Genomic DNA, 20,690 nt, shown 5'->3' with positions numbered 1-20,690 from the left:
GCCGCAGCGCCGCCGGCAGGCTCCGGCCGCAGGCCCTCGGCCACGCGTCGCGCCCGGTGGAACGCCTGCGTCAGGGGCTCGCGCATGTCGGTCACGAGCGGGTAGTCGATGAGCTTCGCCACGTCGAGCTCGAAGTCGAGCCACCGGCGGTCGACCTCGGCGTGGTCGGCGAGGATGCGCTCGATCTGGCGGTCGCGCTCCGCGCGCGCGTCCGCCGCCGATCCCGCGTCGACGGCCGCCGCGGCGACGGCGGGCGGCGAGGCAGCGGAGGCCGCGTCGCCGACCCCCTGCACGGGCGCGCGGCGGATGCGCTCGAGCTCGATCCGGTCGCGCCGCTTGCGCTCGTTGTACTTCGCGGCCGCGCCGACCCAGCCGCCCACGGCGGGCACGACGAAGAAGCCGAGCCACCAGTACTGGCCCAGGAACTGGAGGAGCTCACCCACCCGGGCAACCTATCGCGCGGGTCGGCGCTCCCGATCAGTGCGCGCTCGCGCGGGCCGCGACCTCCGGCTCGTCCTCGACCGTGTCGGCGGGCTTCCGCAGCCAGAAGGTCGCGGCGACGCCCACGAGCCACAGCGCGGCGGCGCCGAGGAAGGCGAGCCGCGCGCCCTCGAGGAGCGCGGGCCCGGCCTCGAGGCCCTGCTGCACGAGCACGCCCTGCTGCGTGGCCATGACGGTCACGAAGGCCGCGGTGCCTGCGGCGCCCGCCACCTGCTGCACCGTGCTCACCATGGCCGAGCCGTGGCCGTAGAGGCGACCTGGCAGCGCCGCGAGCGAGACGGTGAACAGCGGCGGGAAGGTGAAGGCGAAGCCGAGGCTCAGCACCATCTGGGTGAGGAGCACGACCCACCAGGGGCTCTGCACCTGCAGCTGCGCGAAGAGCACGAGCGCCGCGAGCACGACGATGGCACCGGGGATGACGATCGGACGGGGCCCGACGCGGTCGTAGAGGCGGCCGACGAAGGGGCCGAGCAGGCCCGTCAGCAGCGCGCCCGGCAGCGTGATGAGGCCGACCTGCAGCGGTTCGAGCCCCATCGCCTGCTGGAGGATGAGCGGCAGCGCGATGAGCGAGCCGAACATCGAGGCCATGGCGAGCACCATGATCACGATCGCGACCGTGAACTGCGGGTGCCGGAAGGTGCGGAGGTCGAGCAGCGCGTCGTCGGTGCGCTGCAGCCGCGCCTGGCGCAGCACGAACGCCGCGAGCGCCACGGCGCCCACCCCGAGCGCGAGCGGCAGCTGCCAGGCGGGCAGGCCCTCGGCCCCGAGGAGCGAGAGGCCGTAGACGAGGCCGCCGAAGCCGAGCGCGGCCAGCGGGATCGAGAGCGCGTCGAGCCGCGGTGCGCCCTCGACGGGCGTGGGGCGCAGGGCGCGCGCGCCCACGAGGAGCATCGCGAGCGCGAGCGGCGCGACGCCGAGGAACACCCAGTGCCAGGTCGCGAACTGCAGGATGGCGCCGGACACCGTAGGGCCGAGCGCCGGAGCGACCGACATCACGAGCGAGATCGTGCCCATGAAGGCCCCTCGGCGCGAGGGCGGCACGAGGCGCATGACGGTCGTCATGAGCAGGGGGAACACGATCGCGGTGCCGGACGCCTGCACCACGCGGCCGACGAGCAGGATCGCGAACGAGGGCGCGAGGCCCGCGACGAGCGTGCCGACGACGAACGCGCTCATCGCGGCGATGAAGAGGGTGCGCACCGAGAAGCGTGCCATGAGCCATCCGGTGGTCGGGATGACGACGGCCATCGTGAGCATGAAGGCGGTGGTGAGCCACTGCGCCGCGCGCTCGTCGATCGCGAGCGCGGGGTCGCGCACGAGCGTCGAGATCGCGACGTTCATGGCGGTCTCGTTGAGGATGACGACGAACGCCGACACCAGGAGGGTCGCGATGATCGTGCCGCCGCCGGGCGGGAGCCGGTCGGCGTGGGTGCCCTGCTGGGCGTCGTGCTGCGTCTGCATGGTGCTCCGTGCGATGGAAGAGGTGACGACGGGACAACGGCGGCGCGCCCGGGTGCATTCCCGGGCGCGCCGCCGCGCCGCGGGCGGAGGCGCCTCAGCTCAGCCCTGGGGCGCCTCCATGAAGAAGAAGTCGAGGATGTGGCCGTCGGGGTCGGTGAGCTGGCCGCCGTACATGCCCCACGCGTTCGCCTCCACGGGCTTCGACAGGGTGCCGCCCGCGGCGAGCGCGGCCTCGGCCATCGCGTCGACCTCCTCGCGGCTGCCGAGCAGCACCGCGAGCAGGTTCTCGAGCGAGCCGTCGGTGGTGCGGCGCTGGTCGCCGACGAGGAATGCGTCGAAGCGTGCGTGCTCGAGCAGCATGATCGCGACGGCGTCGTTGACGACGACGCAGCTCGTGGTCTCGTCGCTGAACATCGGGTTCCGCGCGAAGCCGAGCGCCTCGTAGAACGCGGTGGCGCGGGCGACGTCGGCGACCGCGTAGTTGGGGAAGGTCATCTGGACGGGCATCGGTCGCTCCTGCCGTGCGGTGCGTGGACGGGATCACGCTAGCCCCGGCCGCCGACATTGCCAAGGGTCTCCCGAGGAGCCCTCCGCGACGCGCGGGGCTGCGGGAGGATGGCCGCATGGACGCGGGCTTCGAGACGCGGGTGTGGACGGTGCCGAACGCGATCACGGTCGCGCGCCTCGCGCTGCTCGTGCCCGTGTGCCTGCTCGTGCTGCAGGGCGCGCAGGGATCGTGGTGGCCCGCGATCCTGCTGGCGCTGTGGGCCTCCACCGACTGGATCGACGGCGTGCTCGCGCGCGCCCTCGGCCAGGCCTCGCGCCTCGGCGAGATCCTCGATCCGATCGCCGACCGCGTCGGGATCGTCGGGGTCACGCTCTCGCTCGCGGTCGCGGGCGTCGTCGACTGGTGGGTGCTCGGGATCATCGCCGCGACCGACGTCGCGGTGCTGCTGCTCGCGGGTCCTGCGGCGCGGCGCGGCCGCATCCGCGTCTCCTGGCTGGGCAAGTGGCGCACGGCGCTGCTGCTCGCCGCGGTCGTCGTGCTCGTGCTCGCCGAGACCGTGTGGCCGGGCGCGCTCGGCGGCGGCCTCGCGCTCCTGCTCGTGGGCACGGCGCTCCACGTGCTCGCCGGTGCCGACTACATCGCCGGGGCGCGTCGCGCCCGCGCAGGTGGCAGGGTGGAGGGCGGCGCGGCCGCGGACGCGGACGGCGCCGCGGCTGGAGCGGAGGGGACGCGATGAGCGACTGGCACGAGGACCGCGAGCGGCTCGCCGCGCAGGCGGAGGACATCCTGGCCGGCTGGCACGAGAGCGTCGAGCGCGTGCCGGGCGAGGGCGGCGAGGCCGACGCGATCGTCGCGAAGGACGGCGACCGCGTGGTCGCGGTGCTCGCGCTCGACGAGGAGGGCGTCGAGGCGATGGCCGAGGCGGAGGCCGAGGGCGACCTGCACGGGTGGCTCCGCGAGGAGCTCGCCGAGGACGCCGAGGACGACCACCTCGACGAGGACGACGAGGACGACGACCTCGAGGCCGCCGCGGACGCCTGGCTCGACGCCGACGACGAGGGCGACGACGACTCCGACGAGGACGACGGCTCCGACGACGACGAGGACGACGACGACGACTTCGACCTCGACGACTGGGACGACCCCGAGGCCGACGCGCTCATCGACGAGCTGCCCGCCTAGGGCGCCGGCGCCCGCTCCCCGCCGGCCCCGGCGGCACCCCCGCTCCCGCCGGCACGGACCCGCTCGGCGATCGCGGAGACGACGGTGCCGGAGGTCACGCCGATGATGACGATCCCGCCGAGCATGAGCACGACCGCCAGCAGGCGCCCGAGCCCCGTGACCGGGTAGACGTCGCCGTAGCCGACGGTCGCGAGCGTCACGCACGCCCACCAGAGGGCGTCGCCCAGGTCGGTGATGGTGGCGCCCGGCGCGTCGCGCTCGACGAGGAGCGTGGAGAGCGCGATGAAGAGCACGAACACCGTGGCCCAGACCGCGGCGCCCACGACGATGCCGGCGCGGATCGCGCTCCCCGAGCCCGTGCGCAGCGCCGGCAGGCGTCGCACGAGGTCGACGACGCGGAGCGCGCGGAACACCGGCAGCAGCACCGCGAGCAGCTCGAGCGGGTGGCCGAGCACGTAGCGCCACCGCGATCCTCGCCCGGCCAGCGCGAGCCGCGCCGCGTAGTCGACCGCGAAGGCGAGCCAGGTGAGCGCGACCACGGCCTGCGCGAGCGCGCGCAGCGCCGCGGGGAGCTCGGTGCCGAGCACGAAGGCCGCATAGCTGACCACGAAGAGCGCGCCGAGCGCGACGAGGGGGATGCGCGACGCGCGGTCCCAGCGCGCGAGCCGGTCGGGAGGCGACTCCATGGCGTCATCCAACACCTCCCGGGGCGTCCGCGCGCCCCCGCGGCCGAGGATGCGCGCGCCGCCGGCCGGGAATGCGGCGGCGGGCGGCCGAGGTTGCACCCGGCATGCAGATCGACATCTGGTCCGACGTGGCCTGCCCCTGGTGCTTCATCGGCAAGCGGCGCTTCGAGCGCGCGCTCGCCTCGTGGGAGCACCGCGACGAGGTGCAGGTGACCTGGCACTCGTTCCAGCTCGACCCCACGCTCCCCGAGCACTACGACGGCACCGAGGCCGACTACCTCGCGTCCCGCAAGGGCCTGCCGCTCGACCAGGTGCGGCAGATGTTCGCGCACGTGGCCGAGCAGGCCGCGGGCGAGGGCCTCGCCTACGACTTCGAGGCGCTCGTCGTCGCGAACTCGCTGCGCGCGCACCAGCTGCTGCACCTCGCGAAGGCGCACGGCGCCGCCGACGCCGTGAAGGAGGCGCTGCTCTCGGCGCACTTCGAGCGGGGCGTCGACATCGGCTCCGTCGACGCGCTCGTCGCCCTCGGCGCCGCCGCGGGCCTCGAGGAGGCCGAGATCCGCGAGTCGCTCGCCGACGAGCGGCACCTCCCCGCCGTGCGCGAGGACATCGCGACCGCGCAGCGGCTGGGCATCACGGGCGTGCCGTTCTTCGTGCTCGACATGCGCATGGGCCTCTCGGGCGCGCAGCCGGTCGAGGTCTTCGTGCAGGCGCTCGACCGCGCCCGCGAGGCATCGATCGAGGACGCCGTCGACGAGGGCGCGCGCTAGGCCGAGGGCCCGCCCGGCCTGCGAACCAGCAGCACCCACTCGCGGCCCGGCCTGTCGGGCGCGTCGCGCACGTCGACCACCTCGAGCCCCGCGGCCGCGAGCGACGACTCGATCGCCTCGCGGCTGCGGAAGCGCAGCGTGGAGGCGGAGTCGATGCGGACGCCGTCGCGGTGGAAGACCGTCGGCGAGTCGAAGCGCACGATCGGGCCGCCGGACGCGCGCTCGTCGACCTCGGTCACCTGCACCCAGCCCTCGACGGGGCCCTCGTGCGGCACGTCGACCACCTGCTGCGTGCGCTCGCGCGTCCACTCCTCCCAGGCGCGCCGCTCCGGCCGGCGCGACTCGAGCACGAGCGTGCCGCCCGGCCGCAGCCGATCGCGGATCGCGACGAGCGCGGAGCGCCACTCGGCCTCGTCGACGAACACCTGCGCGACGTTCGCGGTCATGGTCGCGGCGTCGAAGCCGCGCGCCTCCACGGCCTCGACGGGCCCCGCCACCCAGGTCACGCCCTCCGCGCCCGACTTGCCGCGGGCGACGTCGATCGACGCGACCGCGGGGTCGACGCCCGTGACGGCGAGGCCCTCCCCGGCCATCCGGATCGCGAAGGTGCCCGTGCCGCAGCCGACGTCGAGCAGCGAGCGGGCGCCCAGCTCGTCGACGAGGATCGCCGCGTAGGCGTCGAGGTCGGAGCGGTCGGGGTCGAGCGGGTCGTGGACGGCGGCGAGCCGGGGGTGCGAGAAGATCGGATCCGGCTCGCCGCGATCGGCCACGCTCAGCGCCCCGCGATCCTCGCGGCCACCGCGTCGCGCAGCAGGCCCACGACGGCCTCCAGGCGCAGGTCGGTGCTCGTCGGCTCGTCGGAGGCGGCCCCGTCGAGGGCGCGGCCCACGAGGCCCGCCTTCTCGTCGAGCAGCTCGGCGATGCGCGTGTCGATCGTCTGCGCGGCGAGGATGCGCCACACCGTGACGGGCATCGACTGGCCGATGCGGTGGATGCGGTCGATCGCCTGCGTCTGCTCGGCGTCCGTCCACGAGAGCTCGGCGAGCACCATGTCGGCCGCCGTCTGCAGGTTGACGCCCACGCCCGCCGCGAGCAGCGAGCAGACGATGACCTGCACGCCCCCGTCGTTCGTGAACGCGTCGATCGCGGCCTGGCGCTGCGCGGGCGTCTGGTCGCCGCGGATCGAGACGGTGCGCACGCCCGCCTTCGCGAGCGTGCGCTCGGCGGCGTCGAGGACGTCGATGTGCTTCGCGAAGAAGACGACCTTGCCGACCGAGTGCGCGAGCTGGCCCGCGTAGTCGGCGGCGAGCTCGGCCTTCGCCTGGCCGATGCGGCGCGCCAGGGCGAAGACGTTCTCGCCCGTGCCCGTCTCGTTCGTCTCGACCTCGCTGCGCGCGATGCGGCGCACGAGCTCGTCGTCGACGAGCCCGTCGTAGCGCTGCTCCGCGGGCCGCTGCTCCATCGCGGTGTCGTAGCGGCGCAGCATGCGCTCGACGAGCTCGCGCTCGGCGGCGCGGATCGAGCGCACGGCGGCGTCGTCGAGCTCGACGGGGATGTCGGCGATGCGGCGGGCGGGGATGTCGGCGGCGACGTCGAGCTTGCGGCGGCGCACGATGCCCATGTCGATGACGGCGCGGCGCGCCGCCGGGTAGAACGAGCGGTCCATCGGCGTCAGGCCGATCTCCTCGAGCCGGTCGGTGAGGAGGGCGTTCGGCTCCCTCTCGTCGATCCAGCCGAGGAAGCGCCAGATGGCCCCGAAGTCCTCGATGTCGTTGATGAGCGGCGTGCCCGTGAGCGCCATGAGCAGCGGGTTGCCGATCCGGTCGCGCAGGGAGGCCGCGATCTGCAGGACGTGGCGCGAGCGCTTCGAGCGCACGTTCTTGATGAAGTGCGCCTCGTCGACGACCATGCCGCGGAAGCCGAACGTGCCGAGCCAGCCGATGTGGCGGTCGAGCACCTCGTAGTTGACGATGACGACGTCGGCGAAGGCGTCGAGCGAGTCGCCGTCGCCCTGCAGCACCGCGGCGCGGCGGCCGGGGATCCAGCGCTCGACCTCGCGCGCCCAGTTGATCTTCACGACGCTCGGCGCGACGACGAGCAGCGGGAACGCGTCGGCGGCCTGCGCGGCCAGCAGCGCCTGCGCGGTCTTGCCGAGGCCCGGCTCGTCGGCGAGGAGGAACGTGCGGTGGCCCTCGCGCGCGGCCTGCACGAGCTCGGCCTGGTGCGGCATGAGCTCCTTGCCGCCCGGCGCGATGCGGCGCTTGGGCTCCGGCAGCGGCATGCACGCGGGCCTGCCGTCGGCACCCACCTCGAACGAGAGGTAGAGGGGCGAGAGCAGGTCGAAGCCGGCCAGGCGGTCGCGCTCGGGGCGGCGGCGCACGTGCGTGAGGTCAGGCTCGAGGAAGGGGTTGGCGAGCAGCACGCGCTTCACCGACGGCGGCACGACCTGCGGGGACTGCGGCTCCGCGGGCTCCGCCTCGGCGACGGGCTCGGGCTCGGGCGCCACCTCGATGCCGGCGGCGGCGAGCATCTCGCGCTTGCGCTCCTTGACCGCGTCGGTGATGGGCGCGCCCTCGCCGAGCAGCGGCAGCAGCGTGGGCTCGCGGCTCGCGGCCTTGGCGAGGATCACGGCGATGCCGTCGAGGCGCTTGAGGTCCTCCGCCCGGGCCGCGGGGCTCAGGGCCGCGTCGGCGCGGACGCGGGCGCGCTCCTCGCGCGCGAGCATCGCGACGACCTGCAGCTTCGTGCGCGTGGAGCGCGAGACGGCGCCGCGCTTGACGCCCGCCTCGACCTGGCGCACGGCGCGGGCGAGCTGCGGGATGAGGGCGTCGCGGTCGCGAGCGCTCGCGGCGTCGGCGGGCGCGTCGGCCTGCGGCGCGTCGATGGTGGCGGTGTCTGCCACGTGTCCTCCGTTCGAGGCGGGCCCGGCGGTGCGGGGCCCGAGGGTCGCGCTCGGCGGCACCCGACGGATGCGGTGCGGCTCGAGCCGGTGACGGCAGCTGGGGCGCACGGGCGGTGCCGGGAGACCGGCAACGGCGGTGGGCGGCGCGCTGACGCCGCGACCATCGTAGCGCCTCGCGCCCCGGATGGGCCCGCGGCGACGGGGATGCGCCCGCCCGGGCGCGGCGCGCATGGCTCGCGCATGCGCTCTGCGGCGTCCGCTCCCAGCCAGCGGGCCTAGCGTCAGCTCCATGAGCACCGACGACGAGCTGCGCCCCGCCCCGCGCGAGGGCGCTCCGCTGCGCGGCACCCGCGCCGACGAGACCGTGCCCGCGGGCACGGGCGGCGCCGGCTCCTTCGACGCGCGCCACGGCGAGTTCACCGACGGCAGCGCCGGCGCGGGCGTCGACCCGCGCACGGGCGAGCCCGTGCACGGCGACGGCACGCCCTCGGACGAGCCGGACGCCCTGCCCGAGGAGCACGAGGGCCTCGACGACCAGCTGCGGCACCGCCGCAGCCAGGACGGCAGGGGCTAGGAGCCCTGGACACCCGCCCCGGGCGCCTCGCCCTCGACGACGCGCGCGAGGCGGTCGATGGAGGCGAGCAGCTGGGCGGGCCCGGTCGCGCGCGCCCGCGCGTGGCGCGAGGCGTCGTGGAGGTCGCTCCAGTCGTAGGTGTGCGTCACCCGGGTGCCTGCGCCCTCGGGCTCAAGCTCCCACCGCCACAGGTGCCCGGGCGGCGCCTCCCCCGGCACCGCCGGGCGCCACGCGATCCTGCGCCCCTCCTCGAGCTCGACCACGTGGTTCTCGCGCACCTGGCCGTTCGTGAGGGTCATGGTGAAGACGTCGCCCTCGGCGCGCACGCGCTGGCCGGGCGCGGCCTCGGCGAGGTTGTCGTTGCCGTCCCAGGCCGGCTGCAGCGCCGGATCGGCGATCTGCTCGAAGAGGCGCTCGGCGGGAGCCGCGACCACGCGGCTCGCCTGCACGACGCGGGGGACGTCGACATCGGTCATGGAGGCATCGAACCACGCGGGCGAGCGGCGGCACCAGGCCGTGCACCGACCGCGGCGCGCGGTGCGCCTCAGGCCAGCAGCGAGAGCGCCGCGGCCACCGCGAAGCCCACGACGGTCGCGAGGCCCGCGCCGTCCTCGGCCTTCTCGCGCGCCTCAGGGATCATCGCGTCGACGAGCATGACGAGGAGCGCTCCGGCGGCGAAGCCGTCGACGGCGCCGACGAACTCGGGCGGCGAGGCCTCGGCGGCCGCGCGGCCCGCGACGGCCGCGAGGGCGCAGACGACCGCGACGACGGTCCAGAGCAGCAGCACCGAGCGGCGGCGGCGGCCGTCGCGGAGCATGTCGGCGGAGGAGCCGATCGCCTCCGGCAGGTTGGAGACGAAGATCGCCACGAGGAGCGCGAGGCTCACGCCGCCGCCCTCGGCGAGCCCGATGCCGAGCACCGCCTGCTCGGGCACCCCGTCGAGCAGCGCGCCCATCGCGAGCGGCACGCCGGCCGCGCCCCCGCCGCGGCGGCCCGACCACCGCTCCACCGCGCGGTCGGCGGCGAAGTAGGCGAGGGCGCCGAGCGCGAGCCCGATGCCCGTGCCGATGGGGCCGCCCTCCCGGAGCCCGGCCTCGGCGAGCTCGAAGGCGACGCCCGCGATGAGGGCGCCCGCGCCGAAGGCGAGCACGAGGCCGATCGTGCGGTCGGACCAGCGGCGCAGCACCGCGAGCGCCGCGCCGACGAGCAGCGAGGCCGCGGCAACGGCGCCCCACAGCAGCGCCTCGAGCATGCGCGCCTCCTCGCCGGGCTCGGGGGCCCTCGCGTCAGGCTAGCCCTCGGGTCCGCGTGCGACGATCGCAGCATGGGCGAGGCGGGTCGGGGCGTGGAGCGCACCGACGACGGCCGATGGATCGTCGTCGACGGCCGCCGCTGGCGCGCCGAGGATCCCTCGCTCGATCCGGAGGCGGCCGCGCGGCTCCGCGCGCACCTCGGTCGCGCGCGCTCAGCGGTCGGCCGGGCGCGATCCGACGCCGAGCGGGCCGCTGCGCGCGACCGCGTGCAGGCTGGCCAAGGAGGGCCTCGGCGAGCGCGGCGCCGCTTGGTGGGAGCTCGCGGAGGCCGAGCGCGCAGCGCGCGCCGAGGATCGGCTCGCCCGGCTCGACGACCTCGCGCCGCCGGGCTGAGCCCGCCGCGCACGAGCGCCGCGGGCGGCGCCCGCTACCGCTTCGTGAGCGACGACTCCTTGTGCGCCGCCGTCGCGCCCGTCTTGGCCGACTCCACGATCCAGTACGGGTCGTCGTCGGAGGCGCGGAACTGCTGGCCGTCGAACTGGAAGTCCTGCACCCGCTTCTCCTTCGCCGTGCCGTGCGTCGTGCCCTGGCTCGTGCCCCAGCTGACCTCGTCGCCCCTGCTGATGCTCACGCTCCGCTCCCCTGCTGGCGCAGCCGATCGATGTGCTGCGAGGCCTCGGCCTTCGTGAGGTCGGCGGGCAGCTCCTCGCCCGCCTGGCGCGCGAGCGTGTCGAGGTACGAGCGCTGCGCCTCGGTCATGGGGTCGTCGCCGCTCACCCAGTCGGCGGGGTCCTTCTCGAGCGCCGGGTCCTGCGCATCGCCCGTCGCGCCGATCGTCTCGCGCTCCCCATCGGTCGGCTGCTGGTCGGGCTGGTCGGGCTGGTCCTGCATCGTCGCGTCGGTCATGGCGCCTCCTCGTGGTGTCGGTGCCAGGACGCTACGCCTGTCCCCCGAACCGCACCTGCGAGCGGGCCGGGCGCATCGTGACCGCTAGGGCAGGTCGCGGCCGGTCTCGCGCACGCAGAGCGCCCAGACCGCCTCGGCGGCGCCGTCGTCGAGGGCGAGGTCGCTCGGCCGCTCCGGAGCCGGCAGCCCTCGCCAGCGCCGCGGACCGTCGGGGCCGAGGTAGGTGAGCGGCGGCAGCTCGGTGACCGCTGCCGCGAGCGGCGGCAGCGCCCCCTGCGCGGCGCTCTGCGCGAACGGGCGCGTCGCGAGCGTTACGAGGCGGTCGAGCGCGGCGTGCCCCGAGACGTTCTGGATGTTCGTGATCGCCCAGCCCGGGTGCGCGAGCTGCACCGAGGCGCTCCCGCGCGCCGCGAGCCGCGGCTGCAGGGCCCGAGCCCAGAGCATCCCGGCCAGCTTCGACTGCGCGTAGGCGGCCGCGGTCGACCACCGGCGGTGGCGGAAGTGCGGATCCGCGGCGTCGATCCGCCCCGCGCGGTGCGCCCCGGAGCCGACGACCACGACGCGCGCGTCGCCGCGGAGGCGGTCGGCGACGCCGCACATGAGCGCGTGGGGGCCGAGCACGTTGGTGCCGAGCAGCAGGCTCGAAGCCGTCGCGCGTCTCGCGCCGGCGCGGCGCGACGGCGCCGGCGTTGTGCACCACGACGTCGAGCGGCTCGTCGACCGCGGCCGCGCAGGCCGCGACGGCGGCGAGGTCCGCCAGGTCGAGCGGCAGGGTGCGCGCGGAGCCCCCGAGCGACTCGAGGCTCGGCGACGAGGGCGGCCCCGCGCGCCGCGTCGCGCGCGGGCACGAGGAGTCGCGCCCCGGCCGCGGCCGCGGTGCGCGCGAGCTCGCGGCCGATGCCGTTCGTCGCGCCGGTGACGAGCCACGTGCGGCCCTGCTGCCCCGGGATGCGCCCGTGCCGGAGGTCGTCGCTGAGCGATGCTGCGTCCATCCGCGGCACGCTACCGAACGCATCCGGGCGCTGCGCGGCGTGCGCACGCGGCGACCGCTCGGATCCCCATCCGCGGTCGCCGCGTGCGAGCCTTCGGCGGCGGGCCTCAGCCCTCCGCGACCTCCATGGTGCCCCATGGGCTGCCGTACTCGACGAGCTTGTCGAGGAACGGCTTCGCAGGGAGCGCCTCGGGGCCGAGCACGCCCGTGCCCGACCACACCTGCGTCGCGAGCAGCTCGAGCGCGATCACCGGGTTGATCGCCGTCTGCCACACCACGCACTGATGACCGTACTCCTCCATCGACCACGCGTTGTCGACCACGTGGTAGAGGTACGTCGACCGGGGCTGCCCGTCCTTGCCCGTGCCGCGCACCCAGACGCCCGCGCAGGTCTTGCCCGTCATCACCGGGCCGATGGTCGCCGGGTCCGGGAGGCACGCGGCGACGACGTCGCGCGGCGACACCTCGACGCCGCCCACGCGCACCTTCTCGGTGCGGTCGAGGCCGAGCGTGTGCAGGGTCTTGAGCACGCCGATGAAGTCGGCGCCGAGGCCGTACTTGAAGGTCACGCGCTCGGCGTCGAGCCAGCGCGGCATGAGCAGCACCTCCTCGTGCTCGACGTTGACGCACTCGACCGGCCCGATGCCCGCGGGGAAGTCGAAGACCTCGGGCTCGCTGAACGGCTCGGTCGTGAACCAGCCGCCGTCGACGTCCTGGCGGCCCTTCTCCCAGATGACCGGCGGGTTCAGGCACTCCTCGATCGTCGTCCAGATCGAGAACGAGGGGGCGAAGATCTCGTTGCCCTCGTCGTCGTGCACGGCGAGGTTCGCGCCGTCGCGCGTGCCGAGCTCGGTGATCGTCTCGAAGAGCTCGTCGGAGGCGTAGCGGGCGAGGACGTCCGAGAGGCCGGGCTCCACGCCGATGCCGACGAGCGCGAGCTGCCCCTTCGCCTCCCACTCGGCGGCCTTCGCGAACTGCGCGTCGCCGAGCTTCACCCCGACCTTCGCGTAGGGCTCCTCGGGGTGGCGGGTCGAGAGGCTCATCGCCATGTCGAGGTAGCCGGCGCCGGCCTCGAGCGCGCCGTCGAAGATCGGCATGACGAAGCGCGGGTCGACGGCGTTCATGACGTGGGTGATGCCGTGCTCGCGGCACAGCGCCGCGACCGAGGCGGGGTCGGAGGCATCCACCTGCGCCGCGCGGAAGCGCTCGTCGACCGCCGCGGCGCGCTCGGCGCGCGCGAGGTCGTAGTCGGCGATCACGATGGCCTCGTAGAAGTCGCGGCGCGCGGCGATCGCGGCGAACGCGCCGCCGACCCCTCCGGCACCGACCAGCAGGATCCGCATCCTCGTCGTCCTCCTCCGCGCCTGGCCGTCGGTGGCCTGCGGCGCCGTTGTCGGCAGACTCTAGCCGAACGACGACGGATTCAGTAGTGTCAGCCTCCAAGAAGCGCGGATGCAGCACCCCGAGGCCTGGGAGGCGACCGGATCCGCCACCTGCACGAAGGAGTCGCAGTGTCAGAGCCGAGCACCACCGCCCCGCCCAGCACGGGCCCGCAGCTGCGGTCGAACGCGATCGGGTTCTTCGACGCCCTCGTGATCGGCCTCGCCTCCACATCCCCCGCGTACACCCTCGCCGCGATCATCGGCGGCCTCGTGCTCTTCACGGGCGTCCACGCGCCCGGGATCATGCTCGCGAGCTTCGTGCCGATGCTGCTCATCGCCTCCGCGTTCTACTACCTCAACACCGTCGACCAGGACTGCGGCACGACGTTCTCCTGGGTCACGCGCGCGATGGGGCCCTGGTTCGGCTGGATCGGCGGCTGGGCGATCGCGATGACCGGCGTGCTCATCGTCGGCTCGCTCGCCGAGGTGGGCGTGCGCTACTCGCTCCTCACCGTCGGGCTCGAGGACCTCGCCTACGACCCCTTCTGGATCCGCGTGCTCACGGTGCTGCTCATCGTGCTCATGACGGCCATCTGCGTCTGGGGCACCGAGATCTCGGCCCGCCTGCAGAACGTCCTCATCGTCTTCCAGGTCGTCTCGCTGCTCGTCTTCGCGGGCACCGCGCTCTACCAGGTCTTCACGAGCACCTCCTCGTTCGACTCCCTCACCCCCTCGTGGGAGTGGCTCAACCCCTTCGGCGGCGGCTGGACCGGCGTGACGGCCGGCCTGCTGCTGGGCGTGTTCGCCTACTGGGGCTGGGAGTCGGCGGTCAACCTCACGGAGGAGACCACGAACTCCTCGCAGGCGCCCGGCAGGGCCGCCATCTGGTCGACCGTCGTGCTCGTCGTCACGTACCTGTCGGTGACGATCGCGGTCGTCGCCCTCGCCGGCGACGCCTTCCTCGCCGAGACGGCCGACGAGGAGGACGCGATCTTCCAGGTGCTCGCGAGCGAGACCATGGGCCCCTGGGCGTGGGTCGTCATGCTCTCGGTCGCGACCTCGGCCATCGCGTCGACGCAGACGACGATCATCCCCGCCTCCCGCACGGGCCTCTCGATGGCGCGGCGCGGCGCGCTCCCGAAGATGTTCGGGCGCATCCACCCGCGCTTCCGCACCCCCGACGTGTCGACCTGGTGGGTCGCGGGCATCGCCGCCGCCTACTACCTCGTCGTCGGCCTCATCAGCGAGACGGCGCTGTGGGACACCCTCACGGCCCTCGGCCTGCTCATCGCCTTCTACTACGCGCTCACGGGCATCGCGTGCGCGATCTACTTCCGCAAGCGGCTCACGCAGAGCGTGCGCAACTTCCTGCTCATCGGCGTCGGCCCCGTCCTCGGCTCGCTCATGCTCATCTGGCTGCTGGTCGCCGCGATCATCGACTACGGCAACCCCGAGAACTCGTACACCGAGACCGCCTGGTTCGGACTCGGCCCGCCCCTCGTGATCGGCATCGGCATCTTCCTCACGGGCGTCGTGCTCATGGTGATCTGGTACTTCCGGGACCGCCGGTTCTGGGACGAGCGGCCCTCCACCGCCGCCCTCGAGACCGTGCCCGCGCCCGCAGCGACCGAGGAGGCCGGACGATGAGCGTCGTGCTCGGCTTCGACGAGTCGCCCGGCGCGCGCGCCGCGCTCGCCTCGGCCCTCTGGCTCGCGAAGGCCGCCGGCGAGCGCCTCGTCGTGGTCTACGGCACCGCCCCGCCCGGGAGCATGGGCGAGGAGGCGCGCACCCACGAGGCCGTGCTGCGGCAGGTGGGCGGCACCGCGATCCAGCACGCGCTCGCCGAGGCCGAGGCGGCCGGCGTCGAGACCGTGACCGAGCTCGTCTCGGCCCGGCCCGTCGACGCGCTGCTCGAGCAGGCCGAGGCGCACGACGCCTCGGTGATCGTCGTCGGCACGTGGGGCGAGAGCCCCATGCGCGGGGCCATCCTCGGCTCCACGCCGCACCGCCTGCTGCACCTGAGCAGGTGGCCGGTGCTGTGCGTGCCGGCCCCCGCGCCGGCCTAGCCGGCACCCCCGGATCCCGCGCCGGCCCCGCCGGCGCCCGACCCCGGGGAGGCGCGTGACGACCCCGCGCCTCCCCGGCCCTCCCCCGCACGGGCCTCCGCGCCCGCCCGTCATCGCCCGTCACGTCGACCCCCACGAGGAGCCCACCATGAGCACGTCCGCCGACCACCTGTGGATGCACTTCACCCGCATGGCGGGCGCCGACCAGGCGCCGGTCATCGTGCGCGGCGAGGGCGCCTACATCTGGGACGACCAGGGCAGGCGCTACCTCGACGGGCTCGCGGGCCTCTTCGTCAACCAGCTCGGGCACGGGCGCACCGAGCTCGCCGAGGCCGCGGCCCAGCAGGCCTCGCAGCTCGCCTTCTTCCCGCTGTGGTCGTACCGCCACCCGACCGCGATCGAGCTCGCGGACGTCGTCGCCGGGCTCGCGCCGGGCGACCTCGACCACGTGTTCTTCACGAGCGGCGGCGGCGAGGCCGTCGAGACCGCGTGGAAGCTCGCGAAGAACTACTTCCGCCTCACGGGCAAGCCCATGAAGCACAAGGTCATCAGCCGCGCGATCGCCTACCACGGGACCACGCACGGCGCGCTCTCGATCACGGGCCTGCCGGGGCTCAAGCAGCAGTTCGAGCCGCTCGTGCCCTCCACCTTCCGTGTGCCGAACACCAACCTCTACCGCGCGCCCGTGCACGGCGACGACCCGGAGGCGTTCGGCCGCTGGGCCGCCGACCAGATCGAGGTGGCGATCGAGCAGGAGGGGCCCGAGACCGTCGCCGCCGTCTTCCTCGAGCCGGTGCAGAACGCGGGCGGCTGCTTCCCGCCGCCGCCCGGCTACTTCCAGCGGGTGCGCGAGATCTGCGACCGCCACGACGTGCTGCTGGTGTCCGACGAGGTGATCTGCGCCTTCGGCCGCCTCGGCACGATGTTCGGCGCCGAGCGCTACGGCTACCAGCCCGACATGATCACGTGCGCGAAGGGCCTCACCTCCGGCTATGCGCCCCTCGGTGCGATGATCGCGAGCGAGCGGCTCTTCGCGCCCTTCCGCGAGGCGGGCGCGTCCTTCGCCCACGGCTACACCTTCGGCGGGCACCCGGTCGCGACCGCCGTCGGCCTGCGGAACCTGCAGCTGTTCGAGGAGGAGGGCGTGCTCGAGCACGTGCGCGCCAACGAGGCCGCGTTCCGCGCGACCCTCGAGCGCCTCCACGACCTGCCGATCGTGGGCGACGTGCGCGGCGACGGCTACTTCTACGGCATCGAGCTCGTGAAGGACAAGGCGACGAAGGAGACCTTCGACGACGCCGAGAGCGAGCGGCTGCTGCGCGGCTTCCTCTCGACCGCGCTCTTCGACGCCGGCCTCTACTGCCGCGCCGACGACCGCGGCGACCCCGTCGTGCAGCTCTCGCCGCCGCTCATCTGCGACCAGTCGCACTTCGACGAGATGGAGCAGATCCTGCGGAGCGTGCTCACGGAGGCGTGGTCGCGGCTGTGAGCGGCATCGACGCGAACGACAAGGCGATCATCGCCGAGCTCCAGCGAGACGGCCGGGCGCCGTACGCGACGATCGCCGAGATCGTCGGGCTCAGCGAGACGGCGGTGCGCAACCGCGTGAAGCGGCTCACGGAGTCGGGCGTCGTGCAGATCGTGGCCGTCACCGATCCGACGCAGCTCGGCTTCGACCGGCAGGCGATGATCGGCATCCGCGTCTCCGGCGCGCTCGAGCCCGTCGCCGAGGCCCTCGCGGCGATGGAGGAGGTCGACTACGTCGTCATCACGGCCGGCTCCTACGACGTGCTCGCGGAGGTCGTGTGCGAGTCGGACGCGCACCTGCTCGAGCTCGTCTCCGGGCGCATCCGCGCCATCGAGGGCGTGCAGGGCACCGACACCCTCATGTACCTGAAGCTGCAGCAGCAGACCTACGCGTGGGGCACGCGCTGAGCCTGCGAGACCGGACCGGCGGGGGTGGTGACAGCGTGGGCGGCGCGGGACAGGATGAGCGCATGGACCACTACCTGATCTCGTTCCCGAGCGCGTGGATGCAGCTGACCGACGAGGAGCACCCGGAGGTCGTGCGCACCTCGCACGAGGCGATCGAGGAGGCCAAGGCCGCCGGCGCCTACGTGTTCGGCGGCGGGATCGACGAGTCGATCGAGCCGGTCGTCATCGACGGCGAGGGTGCGCGGTCGCCCGGCCGCACGCAGCTCGACGGCGGCTTCTGCGTCATCCGGGCCGCCACGCGCGAGGAGGCGGAGCGCTGGGCCGCGCGGATCGCGCAGGGCTGCCGCACGCCGCAGGAGCTGCGCGCGTTCATGTTCGACCCCGCGTCGTGAGCGGCGGGCCGGCGGTCGCCTACGCGGGCGCGATCGCGAGGATGACGCGGTCGCCCGGGCGTCGCTGGATGCGGCGCACGAGCCGCTCGAGCCCCAGCACGAGCCGGAGCTGCACGCCGTAGTCGCGCCGCAGCGCCGCGGTCGCCGAGCGCACCTCCGCAGGGTCGGTGAGGATCGTCGCGACCCCCGACGCCTCGCGCGCGCCCTCGCGGATCCGCCCGGTGCGGCCGCACGGCGCGAGCACGACGCGCGGGTCGTTGCGGAGGCGCTTGACCTTGCCCGTGCTGCGCTCGGTCGTCACGACGAGGCGATCGCCCCACGGCGCGATCCACACGGGGGTCCGCACGATCGCGCCGGAGCGCCGGAACGTGCCGAGCGAGACGAAGTCGGCGACGCCGGCCTCGGCGAACGCCTGGTGCTGCGCGGGATCGATCATGCGCCAAGGCTAGGCGCTGCGCCCATGCGCGGCCCCTGTCCCCTCACAGCGTGCGCTTGAGGCCCACGTGGGTCGTCTCGTAGCCGAGCCGCGTGTAGAAGGCCCGCGCGCGATCCCGGGCCTCGTCGGTGGTCACCTGCGCGAGCAGCGCGCCGCGCGCGCGGCCGTGCTCGTGCGCCCAGGCGAGCATGGCCGTGCCGAGCCCCTGCGAGCGCTCGGCGGCGAGCACGCGCAGCCCCTCGATCTGCAGCCGGGTGGAGCCGCCGCGCGAGAGGCCGGGGATGACCGTCAGCTGCATCGTCGCCACGATGCGGTCGTCGGCCTCGTCGCGCACGACCGCGAGGTAGTGGGCGCGATCGCGCGCGATGCCGTCGTACGCGGCCTCGTAGCGCGCGGCCTCGGCGGTCTCGCGATCGCGCCCCAGCTCGTCGTCCTGCAGCAGCGCCACGATCTCGGGGATGTCGGCGCGGGTCGCGCGCTCGACGCGGAACGCCCGCTCCCCCAGCCGGATCGCGCGGCGCACCGACGAGCGCGCGTCCTGCTGCAGCCGGGCCACGAGCAGGTCGAGCCAGGCGCCCACGTGCTCGCGCGCCTCCGGGGTGTCGGGGTAGCGGCAGCGCAGGTGCAGCCCCGTCTCGTCGAGGATGAACCACACCATGACCCCGTCGGTGCGGATGGTCGCGCCCACGTACTGCGCCTCGAGCGCGGCCGTGTCGACCCGCACCGGCAGGCGCCGGAGGTCGAGCCACGAGATCGCGAGCATGCCGGGCGCCTCCGGCATGCCGCCCCAGGGCGCGAGCACGTCGGCGAGCGGCGACGAGCCGAGCCGCAGCGCCTCGCGGATCGCGGCGGCGGCCGCGCGCGGATCCGGATCGGCGGCCTCGAGCACGGCGTTCGTGATGAACCAGCCCACCGAGTCGTGCCACGCGGGCTCGAAGCGGCTGTGCACGGGGAAGACGGCGCGCAGCGGCGTGCCCGCGAGCTCCTGCGTCACCGCGGTCATCGCGGAGACCGCGAGCGCGAGCGTCGAGACGCCGTGCTCGCGCGCCTGCGCAGCCACGTCGACCGAGTCGTCGGCGCCGAAGACGTCGCGCACCTCCACGCGCTCGGGCTGGGGGCCCGGGGCACCGAGCGGCAGGGGGAAGCGCGGCATGACGCCGCCGCTCGCCTCGAGCACCGCCGCCCATCGCTCGCGCACGTCGTCCGGCGCGGGCGGGCGGGCCTCGAGGGCGCGCGTGTGCTCGGCGAAGGCCGGCGCCTCCGGCAGCAGCGCCGCGCCGCCGCCCAGCTCGGCGAGCAGGTCGCGCACGATGACGAGCATCGACCACATGTCGACGTGCGCGTGGTCGGCACCCACGACGACCGTCGGCCCCGCTGCGGTCTCGAGCACGCACAGCCGGTGCGAGGGCCGCTCGTAGGGCGAGCACGCCGCGTCGAGCACGTCGCGCAGCGCCTCGTGGACGGCCTGGCCGGGCGCGATCGCGTGCTCGACCCAGCCTCCCGGGCCCACCTCGTGCTCGTGGAGCAGCGGGCCGTGCTCGCCCGGCGTGAAGACGGTGCGGAGCGTGCCGTGGCGGCGCACGACCGCGAGCCAGGCCGCGGCGAGGCGCTCGCGGTCGACCGGCTCGGGCAGCCGGAACGAGAGGGCCATCCAGGAGCCGGGCCGCGCGCCGGCCCCCACGTGGCGGCGCTGGTCGAACGAGACGGGCAGCGGGCGCAGCGGCTCGCCGACCGCGAGGTCGTAGCCGTGGAGCCTGCCGAAGGGCAGCCGCAGGTGCGCCACGTTCGTGAGCCGCATGGCGGTAGCGTAGGCGACCAGCGCAGCGCGGCCGCTGGGCCCGCTCGGGCAGGCTCCGGCGACGCGCCCGATCGTGAGGAGCAGCGCCCGTGCCGGAGGCAGCCAGCAGGTTCGAGGTGCCGGGCGCCGCGCTCGCGTGGGAGCTGAGCGACGAGGGCGGCCACCCCGTCGTGCAGCTGCACGGCCTCACGTCGAGCCGGGCGCGCGACCGGCTCCTCGACCTCGACCTCGGGCGGGGCCTCAGCGGCACGCGCCTGCTGCGCTACGACGCGCGCGGCCACGGGCGCTCGAGCGGCCGCGCCGTGCCGGAGGACTACCGCTGGGAGGTGCTCGCCGATGACCTGCTCCGCATCCTCGACGACCGCTTCCCCGGCGAGCAGGTGCACGGCGTCGGGCCCTCGATGGGCACGGGCACGCTGCTGCACGCGGCGGTGCGCGAGCCCGAGCGCTTCAGCGGGCTGACGCTGCTCGTGCCGCCGACGGCGTGGGAGACGCGGCGCGCGCGCGGCGCGGAGTACCGGCGCGAGGCCGAGCTGCTCGAGGCGGGCGCGATGGGGCCCGGGGCGGTGGAGATGGTGGAGACGGCGTCGATCCCGGTGGTGGGTGCTGCTCCGGCTGGCGCTGGCACGGACGACACCGCTGCCACCGTCGCGCCCGTGCCGCCGGCAACCGCGGGGCTGCCCGAGACGCTGCCGGACGTCGCGCCGGGGATCCTGCCCTCGCTCCTCCGCGGTGCCGCGCTCAGCGACCTCCCCTCGCGGGAGGCCGTCGCGGCGATCGAGGTGCCGACGCGCATCCTCGCCTGGATCGACGACCCGGCGCATCCGGTCTCGACGGCGGAGGCCCTCCACGGCCTCATCGGCGGCTCGACGCTGCAGGTGGCGCGCACGCCTGCCGACGTGCAGGCGTGGCCCGGCCTCCTCATGGCCGATGTGCCGCGCCGCTGA

At 74.9% G+C, this 20,690-nt stretch carries 23 protein-coding genes and 1 pseudogene; 10 read left to right on the top strand and 14 right to left on the bottom strand.

Features of this window, described 5'->3' with window-relative positions:
* Positions 1-477 precede the first annotated feature (477 nt).
* Positions 478-1,962 carry a DHA2 family efflux MFS transporter permease subunit gene (locus tag OVA14_RS08815; protein ID WP_267503536.1) on the bottom strand — a complete coding sequence of 495 codons (1,485 nt, stop codon included), beginning with the start codon at positions 1,960-1,962 and terminating at the stop codon, positions 478-480.
* A gap of 99 nt (positions 1,963-2,061) precedes the next feature.
* Complete coding sequence (locus OVA14_RS08810) at positions 2,062-2,469, bottom strand: VOC family protein (RefSeq protein ID WP_267503535.1); 408 nt, start codon at positions 2,467-2,469, stop codon at positions 2,062-2,064.
* Positions 2,470-2,585: 116 nt separating this feature from the next.
* Here OVA14_RS08810 and OVA14_RS08805 point away from each other — a divergent pair, with 116 nt between their 5' ends.
* Both OVA14_RS08805 and OVA14_RS08800 read left to right on the top strand, forming a co-directional pair.
* Entirely contained in the window at positions 2,586-3,206 is a 621-nt protein-coding gene (locus OVA14_RS08805) for a CDP-alcohol phosphatidyltransferase family protein (RefSeq protein WP_267503534.1), read from the top strand.
* The gene (locus OVA14_RS08800) at positions 3,203-3,652 is read left to right on the top strand and encodes a hypothetical protein (protein WP_267503533.1); all 450 of its coding nucleotides are present in this window, start codon (positions 3,203-3,205) and stop codon (positions 3,650-3,652) included. Before OVA14_RS08805 ends, OVA14_RS08800 begins: the two co-directional genes overlap by 4 nt.
* Here OVA14_RS08800 and OVA14_RS08795 read toward each other — a convergent pair.
* The gene (locus OVA14_RS08795; RefSeq protein WP_267503532.1) at positions 3,649-4,338 is read right to left on the bottom strand and encodes a potassium channel family protein; all 690 of its coding nucleotides are present in this window, start codon (positions 4,336-4,338) and stop codon (positions 3,649-3,651) included. The two genes, OVA14_RS08800 and OVA14_RS08795, sit on opposite strands and share 4 nt — an antisense overlap.
* A 104-nt stretch (positions 4,339-4,442) precedes the next feature.
* Here OVA14_RS08795 and OVA14_RS08790 point away from each other — a divergent pair, with 104 nt between their 5' ends.
* A complete protein-coding gene (locus OVA14_RS08790; protein WP_267503531.1) occupies positions 4,443-5,108 on the top strand; it encodes a DsbA family oxidoreductase in 666 nt (221 codons plus the stop codon).
* Here OVA14_RS08790 and OVA14_RS08785 read toward each other — a convergent pair.
* Positions 5,105-5,878 carry a class I SAM-dependent methyltransferase gene (locus tag OVA14_RS08785; protein ID WP_267503530.1) on the bottom strand — a complete coding sequence of 258 codons (774 nt, stop codon included), beginning with the start codon at positions 5,876-5,878 and terminating at the stop codon, positions 5,105-5,107. The two genes, OVA14_RS08790 and OVA14_RS08785, sit on opposite strands and share 4 nt — an antisense overlap.
* Before the next feature lie 2 nt (positions 5,879-5,880).
* Positions 5,881-8,010 (bottom strand): DEAD/DEAH box helicase, encoded by a 2,130-nt coding sequence (locus OVA14_RS08780; RefSeq protein ID WP_420710575.1) that lies wholly within the window; start codon positions 8,008-8,010, stop codon positions 5,881-5,883.
* A gap of 289 nt (positions 8,011-8,299) precedes the next feature.
* On the opposite strand from OVA14_RS08780, the gene OVA14_RS08775 reads away from it, so the two are divergent.
* Complete coding sequence (locus OVA14_RS08775; protein WP_267503529.1) at positions 8,300-8,584, top strand: hypothetical protein; 285 nt, start codon at positions 8,300-8,302, stop codon at positions 8,582-8,584.
* On the opposite strand, the gene OVA14_RS08770 is transcribed toward OVA14_RS08775, so the two are convergent.
* From OVA14_RS08770 to OVA14_RS08735, 7 genes and pseudogenes are all read right to left on the bottom strand, one after another.
* The gene (locus OVA14_RS08770; RefSeq protein ID WP_267503528.1) at positions 8,581-9,060 is read right to left on the bottom strand and encodes an SRPBCC family protein; all 480 of its coding nucleotides are present in this window, start codon (positions 9,058-9,060) and stop codon (positions 8,581-8,583) included. The two genes, OVA14_RS08775 and OVA14_RS08770, sit on opposite strands and share 4 nt — an antisense overlap.
* Before the next feature lie 68 nt (positions 9,061-9,128).
* Positions 9,129-9,836 (bottom strand): ZIP family metal transporter, encoded by a 708-nt coding sequence (locus tag OVA14_RS08765; protein ID WP_267503527.1) that lies wholly within the window; start codon positions 9,834-9,836, stop codon positions 9,129-9,131.
* A gap of 428 nt (positions 9,837-10,264) precedes the next feature.
* On the bottom strand, positions 10,265-10,468 hold the full coding sequence (locus OVA14_RS08755; protein ID WP_267503526.1) for a DUF2945 domain-containing protein: 204 nt from the start codon (positions 10,466-10,468) through the stop codon (positions 10,265-10,267).
* On the bottom strand, positions 10,465-10,743 hold the full coding sequence (locus OVA14_RS08750; protein WP_267503525.1) for a DUF3072 domain-containing protein: 279 nt from the start codon (positions 10,741-10,743) through the stop codon (positions 10,465-10,467). Before OVA14_RS08750 ends, OVA14_RS08755 begins: the two co-directional genes overlap by 4 nt.
* Positions 10,744-10,827: 84 nt before the next feature.
* Positions 10,828-11,364 (bottom strand): hypothetical protein, encoded by a 537-nt coding sequence (locus tag OVA14_RS08745; protein WP_267503524.1) that lies wholly within the window; start codon positions 11,362-11,364, stop codon positions 10,828-10,830.
* Positions 11,365-11,594: 230 nt separating this feature from the next.
* A pseudogene (locus OVA14_RS08740) lies at positions 11,595-11,735 on the bottom strand (hypothetical protein); the annotation flags it as partial.
* Positions 11,736-11,841: 106 nt separating this feature from the next.
* A complete protein-coding gene (locus tag OVA14_RS08735; protein WP_267503523.1) occupies positions 11,842-13,077 on the bottom strand; it encodes a saccharopine dehydrogenase family protein in 1,236 nt (411 codons plus the stop codon).
* A gap of 168 nt (positions 13,078-13,245) precedes the next feature.
* Here OVA14_RS08735 and OVA14_RS08730 point away from each other — a divergent pair, with 168 nt between their 5' ends.
* The 5 genes from OVA14_RS08730 (at position 13,246) to OVA14_RS08710 (ending at position 17,509) form a co-directional block, all read left to right on the top strand.
* Positions 13,246-14,763, top strand: a complete 1,518-nt coding sequence (locus OVA14_RS08730; protein ID WP_267503522.1) for an APC family permease — start codon at positions 13,246-13,248, stop codon at positions 14,761-14,763.
* A complete protein-coding gene (locus OVA14_RS08725) occupies positions 14,760-15,182 on the top strand; it encodes a universal stress protein (RefSeq protein WP_267503521.1) in 423 nt (140 codons plus the stop codon). The genes OVA14_RS08730 and OVA14_RS08725 overlap by 4 nt, the downstream gene beginning before the upstream one ends.
* Positions 15,183-15,330: 148 nt before the next feature.
* Entirely contained in the window at positions 15,331-16,671 is a 1,341-nt protein-coding gene (locus OVA14_RS08720; RefSeq protein WP_420710574.1) for an aspartate aminotransferase family protein, read from the top strand.
* Positions 16,668-17,117, top strand: a complete 450-nt coding sequence (locus tag OVA14_RS08715; protein ID WP_324287996.1) for an Lrp/AsnC family transcriptional regulator — start codon at positions 16,668-16,670, stop codon at positions 17,115-17,117. Before OVA14_RS08720 ends, OVA14_RS08715 begins: the two co-directional genes overlap by 4 nt.
* 62 nt (positions 17,118-17,179) lie before the next feature.
* Complete coding sequence (locus tag OVA14_RS08710) at positions 17,180-17,509, top strand: YciI family protein (RefSeq protein ID WP_267503520.1); 330 nt, start codon at positions 17,180-17,182, stop codon at positions 17,507-17,509.
* Positions 17,510-17,528: 19 nt separating this feature from the next.
* On the opposite strand, the gene OVA14_RS08705 is transcribed toward OVA14_RS08710, so the two are convergent.
* Together OVA14_RS08705 and OVA14_RS08700 are read right to left on the bottom strand one after the other, a co-directional pair.
* Positions 17,529-17,945 carry a PPOX class F420-dependent oxidoreductase gene (locus OVA14_RS08705; protein ID WP_267503519.1) on the bottom strand — a complete coding sequence of 139 codons (417 nt, stop codon included), beginning with the start codon at positions 17,943-17,945 and terminating at the stop codon, positions 17,529-17,531.
* A 43-nt stretch (positions 17,946-17,988) separates the two neighbouring features.
* Entirely contained in the window at positions 17,989-19,743 is a 1,755-nt protein-coding gene (locus tag OVA14_RS08700; RefSeq protein WP_267503518.1) for a GNAT family N-acetyltransferase, read from the bottom strand.
* Between the two features lie 89 nt (positions 19,744-19,832).
* On the opposite strand from OVA14_RS08700, the gene OVA14_RS08695 reads away from it, so the two are divergent.
* On the top strand, positions 19,833-20,690 hold the full coding sequence (locus OVA14_RS08695; RefSeq protein ID WP_267503517.1) for an alpha/beta fold hydrolase: 858 nt from the start codon (positions 19,833-19,835) through the stop codon (positions 20,688-20,690).

Source organism: Agrococcus sp. SL85 (assembly GCF_026625845.1).
In the GTDB taxonomy this organism is placed as follows: Bacteria; Actinomycetota; Actinomycetes; order Actinomycetales; family Microbacteriaceae; genus Agrococcus.
This window is presented reverse-complemented; position numbering and strand designations above follow the sequence as displayed.

Excerpts from the sequence above, each read along its gene's own strand:
- OVA14_RS08710 (WP_267503520.1), top strand. The coding sequence starts at position 17,180 with ATGGACCACTACCTGATCTCGTTCCCGAGCGCGTGGATGCAGCTGACC.
- OVA14_RS08770 (WP_267503528.1), bottom strand. The coding sequence starts at position 9,060 with ATGACCGATGTCGACGTCCCCCGCGTCGTGCAGGCGAGCCGCGTGGTC.
- OVA14_RS08735 (WP_267503523.1), bottom strand. The coding sequence starts at position 13,077 with ATGCGGATCCTGCTGGTCGGTGCCGGAGGGGTCGGCGGCGCGTTCGCC.
- OVA14_RS08805 (WP_267503534.1), top strand. The coding sequence starts at position 2,586 with ATGGACGCGGGCTTCGAGACGCGGGTGTGGACGGTGCCGAACGCGATC.
- OVA14_RS08800 (WP_267503533.1), top strand. The coding sequence starts at position 3,203 with ATGAGCGACTGGCACGAGGACCGCGAGCGGCTCGCCGCGCAGGCGGAG.
- OVA14_RS08810 (WP_267503535.1), bottom strand. The coding sequence starts at position 2,469 with ATGCCCGTCCAGATGACCTTCCCCAACTACGCGGTCGCCGACGTCGCC.
- OVA14_RS08795 (WP_267503532.1), bottom strand. The coding sequence starts at position 4,338 with ATGGAGTCGCCTCCCGACCGGCTCGCGCGCTGGGACCGCGCGTCGCGC.
- OVA14_RS08705 (WP_267503519.1), bottom strand. The coding sequence starts at position 17,945 with ATGATCGATCCCGCGCAGCACCAGGCGTTCGCCGAGGCCGGCGTCGCC.
- OVA14_RS08775 (WP_267503529.1), top strand. The coding sequence starts at position 8,300 with ATGAGCACCGACGACGAGCTGCGCCCCGCCCCGCGCGAGGGCGCTCCG.
- OVA14_RS08725 (WP_267503521.1), top strand. The coding sequence starts at position 14,760 with ATGAGCGTCGTGCTCGGCTTCGACGAGTCGCCCGGCGCGCGCGCCGCG.
- OVA14_RS08700 (WP_267503518.1), bottom strand. The coding sequence starts at position 19,743 with ATGCGGCTCACGAACGTGGCGCACCTGCGGCTGCCCTTCGGCAGGCTC.
- OVA14_RS08790 (WP_267503531.1), top strand. The coding sequence starts at position 4,443 with ATGCAGATCGACATCTGGTCCGACGTGGCCTGCCCCTGGTGCTTCATC.
- OVA14_RS08815 (WP_267503536.1), bottom strand. The coding sequence starts at position 1,962 with ATGCAGACGCAGCACGACGCCCAGCAGGGCACCCACGCCGACCGGCTC.
- OVA14_RS08765 (WP_267503527.1), bottom strand. The coding sequence starts at position 9,836 with ATGCTCGAGGCGCTGCTGTGGGGCGCCGTTGCCGCGGCCTCGCTGCTC.
- OVA14_RS08750 (WP_267503525.1), bottom strand. The coding sequence starts at position 10,743 with ATGACCGACGCGACGATGCAGGACCAGCCCGACCAGCCCGACCAGCAG.
- OVA14_RS08720 (WP_420710574.1), top strand. The coding sequence starts at position 15,331 with ATGAGCACGTCCGCCGACCACCTGTGGATGCACTTCACCCGCATGGCG.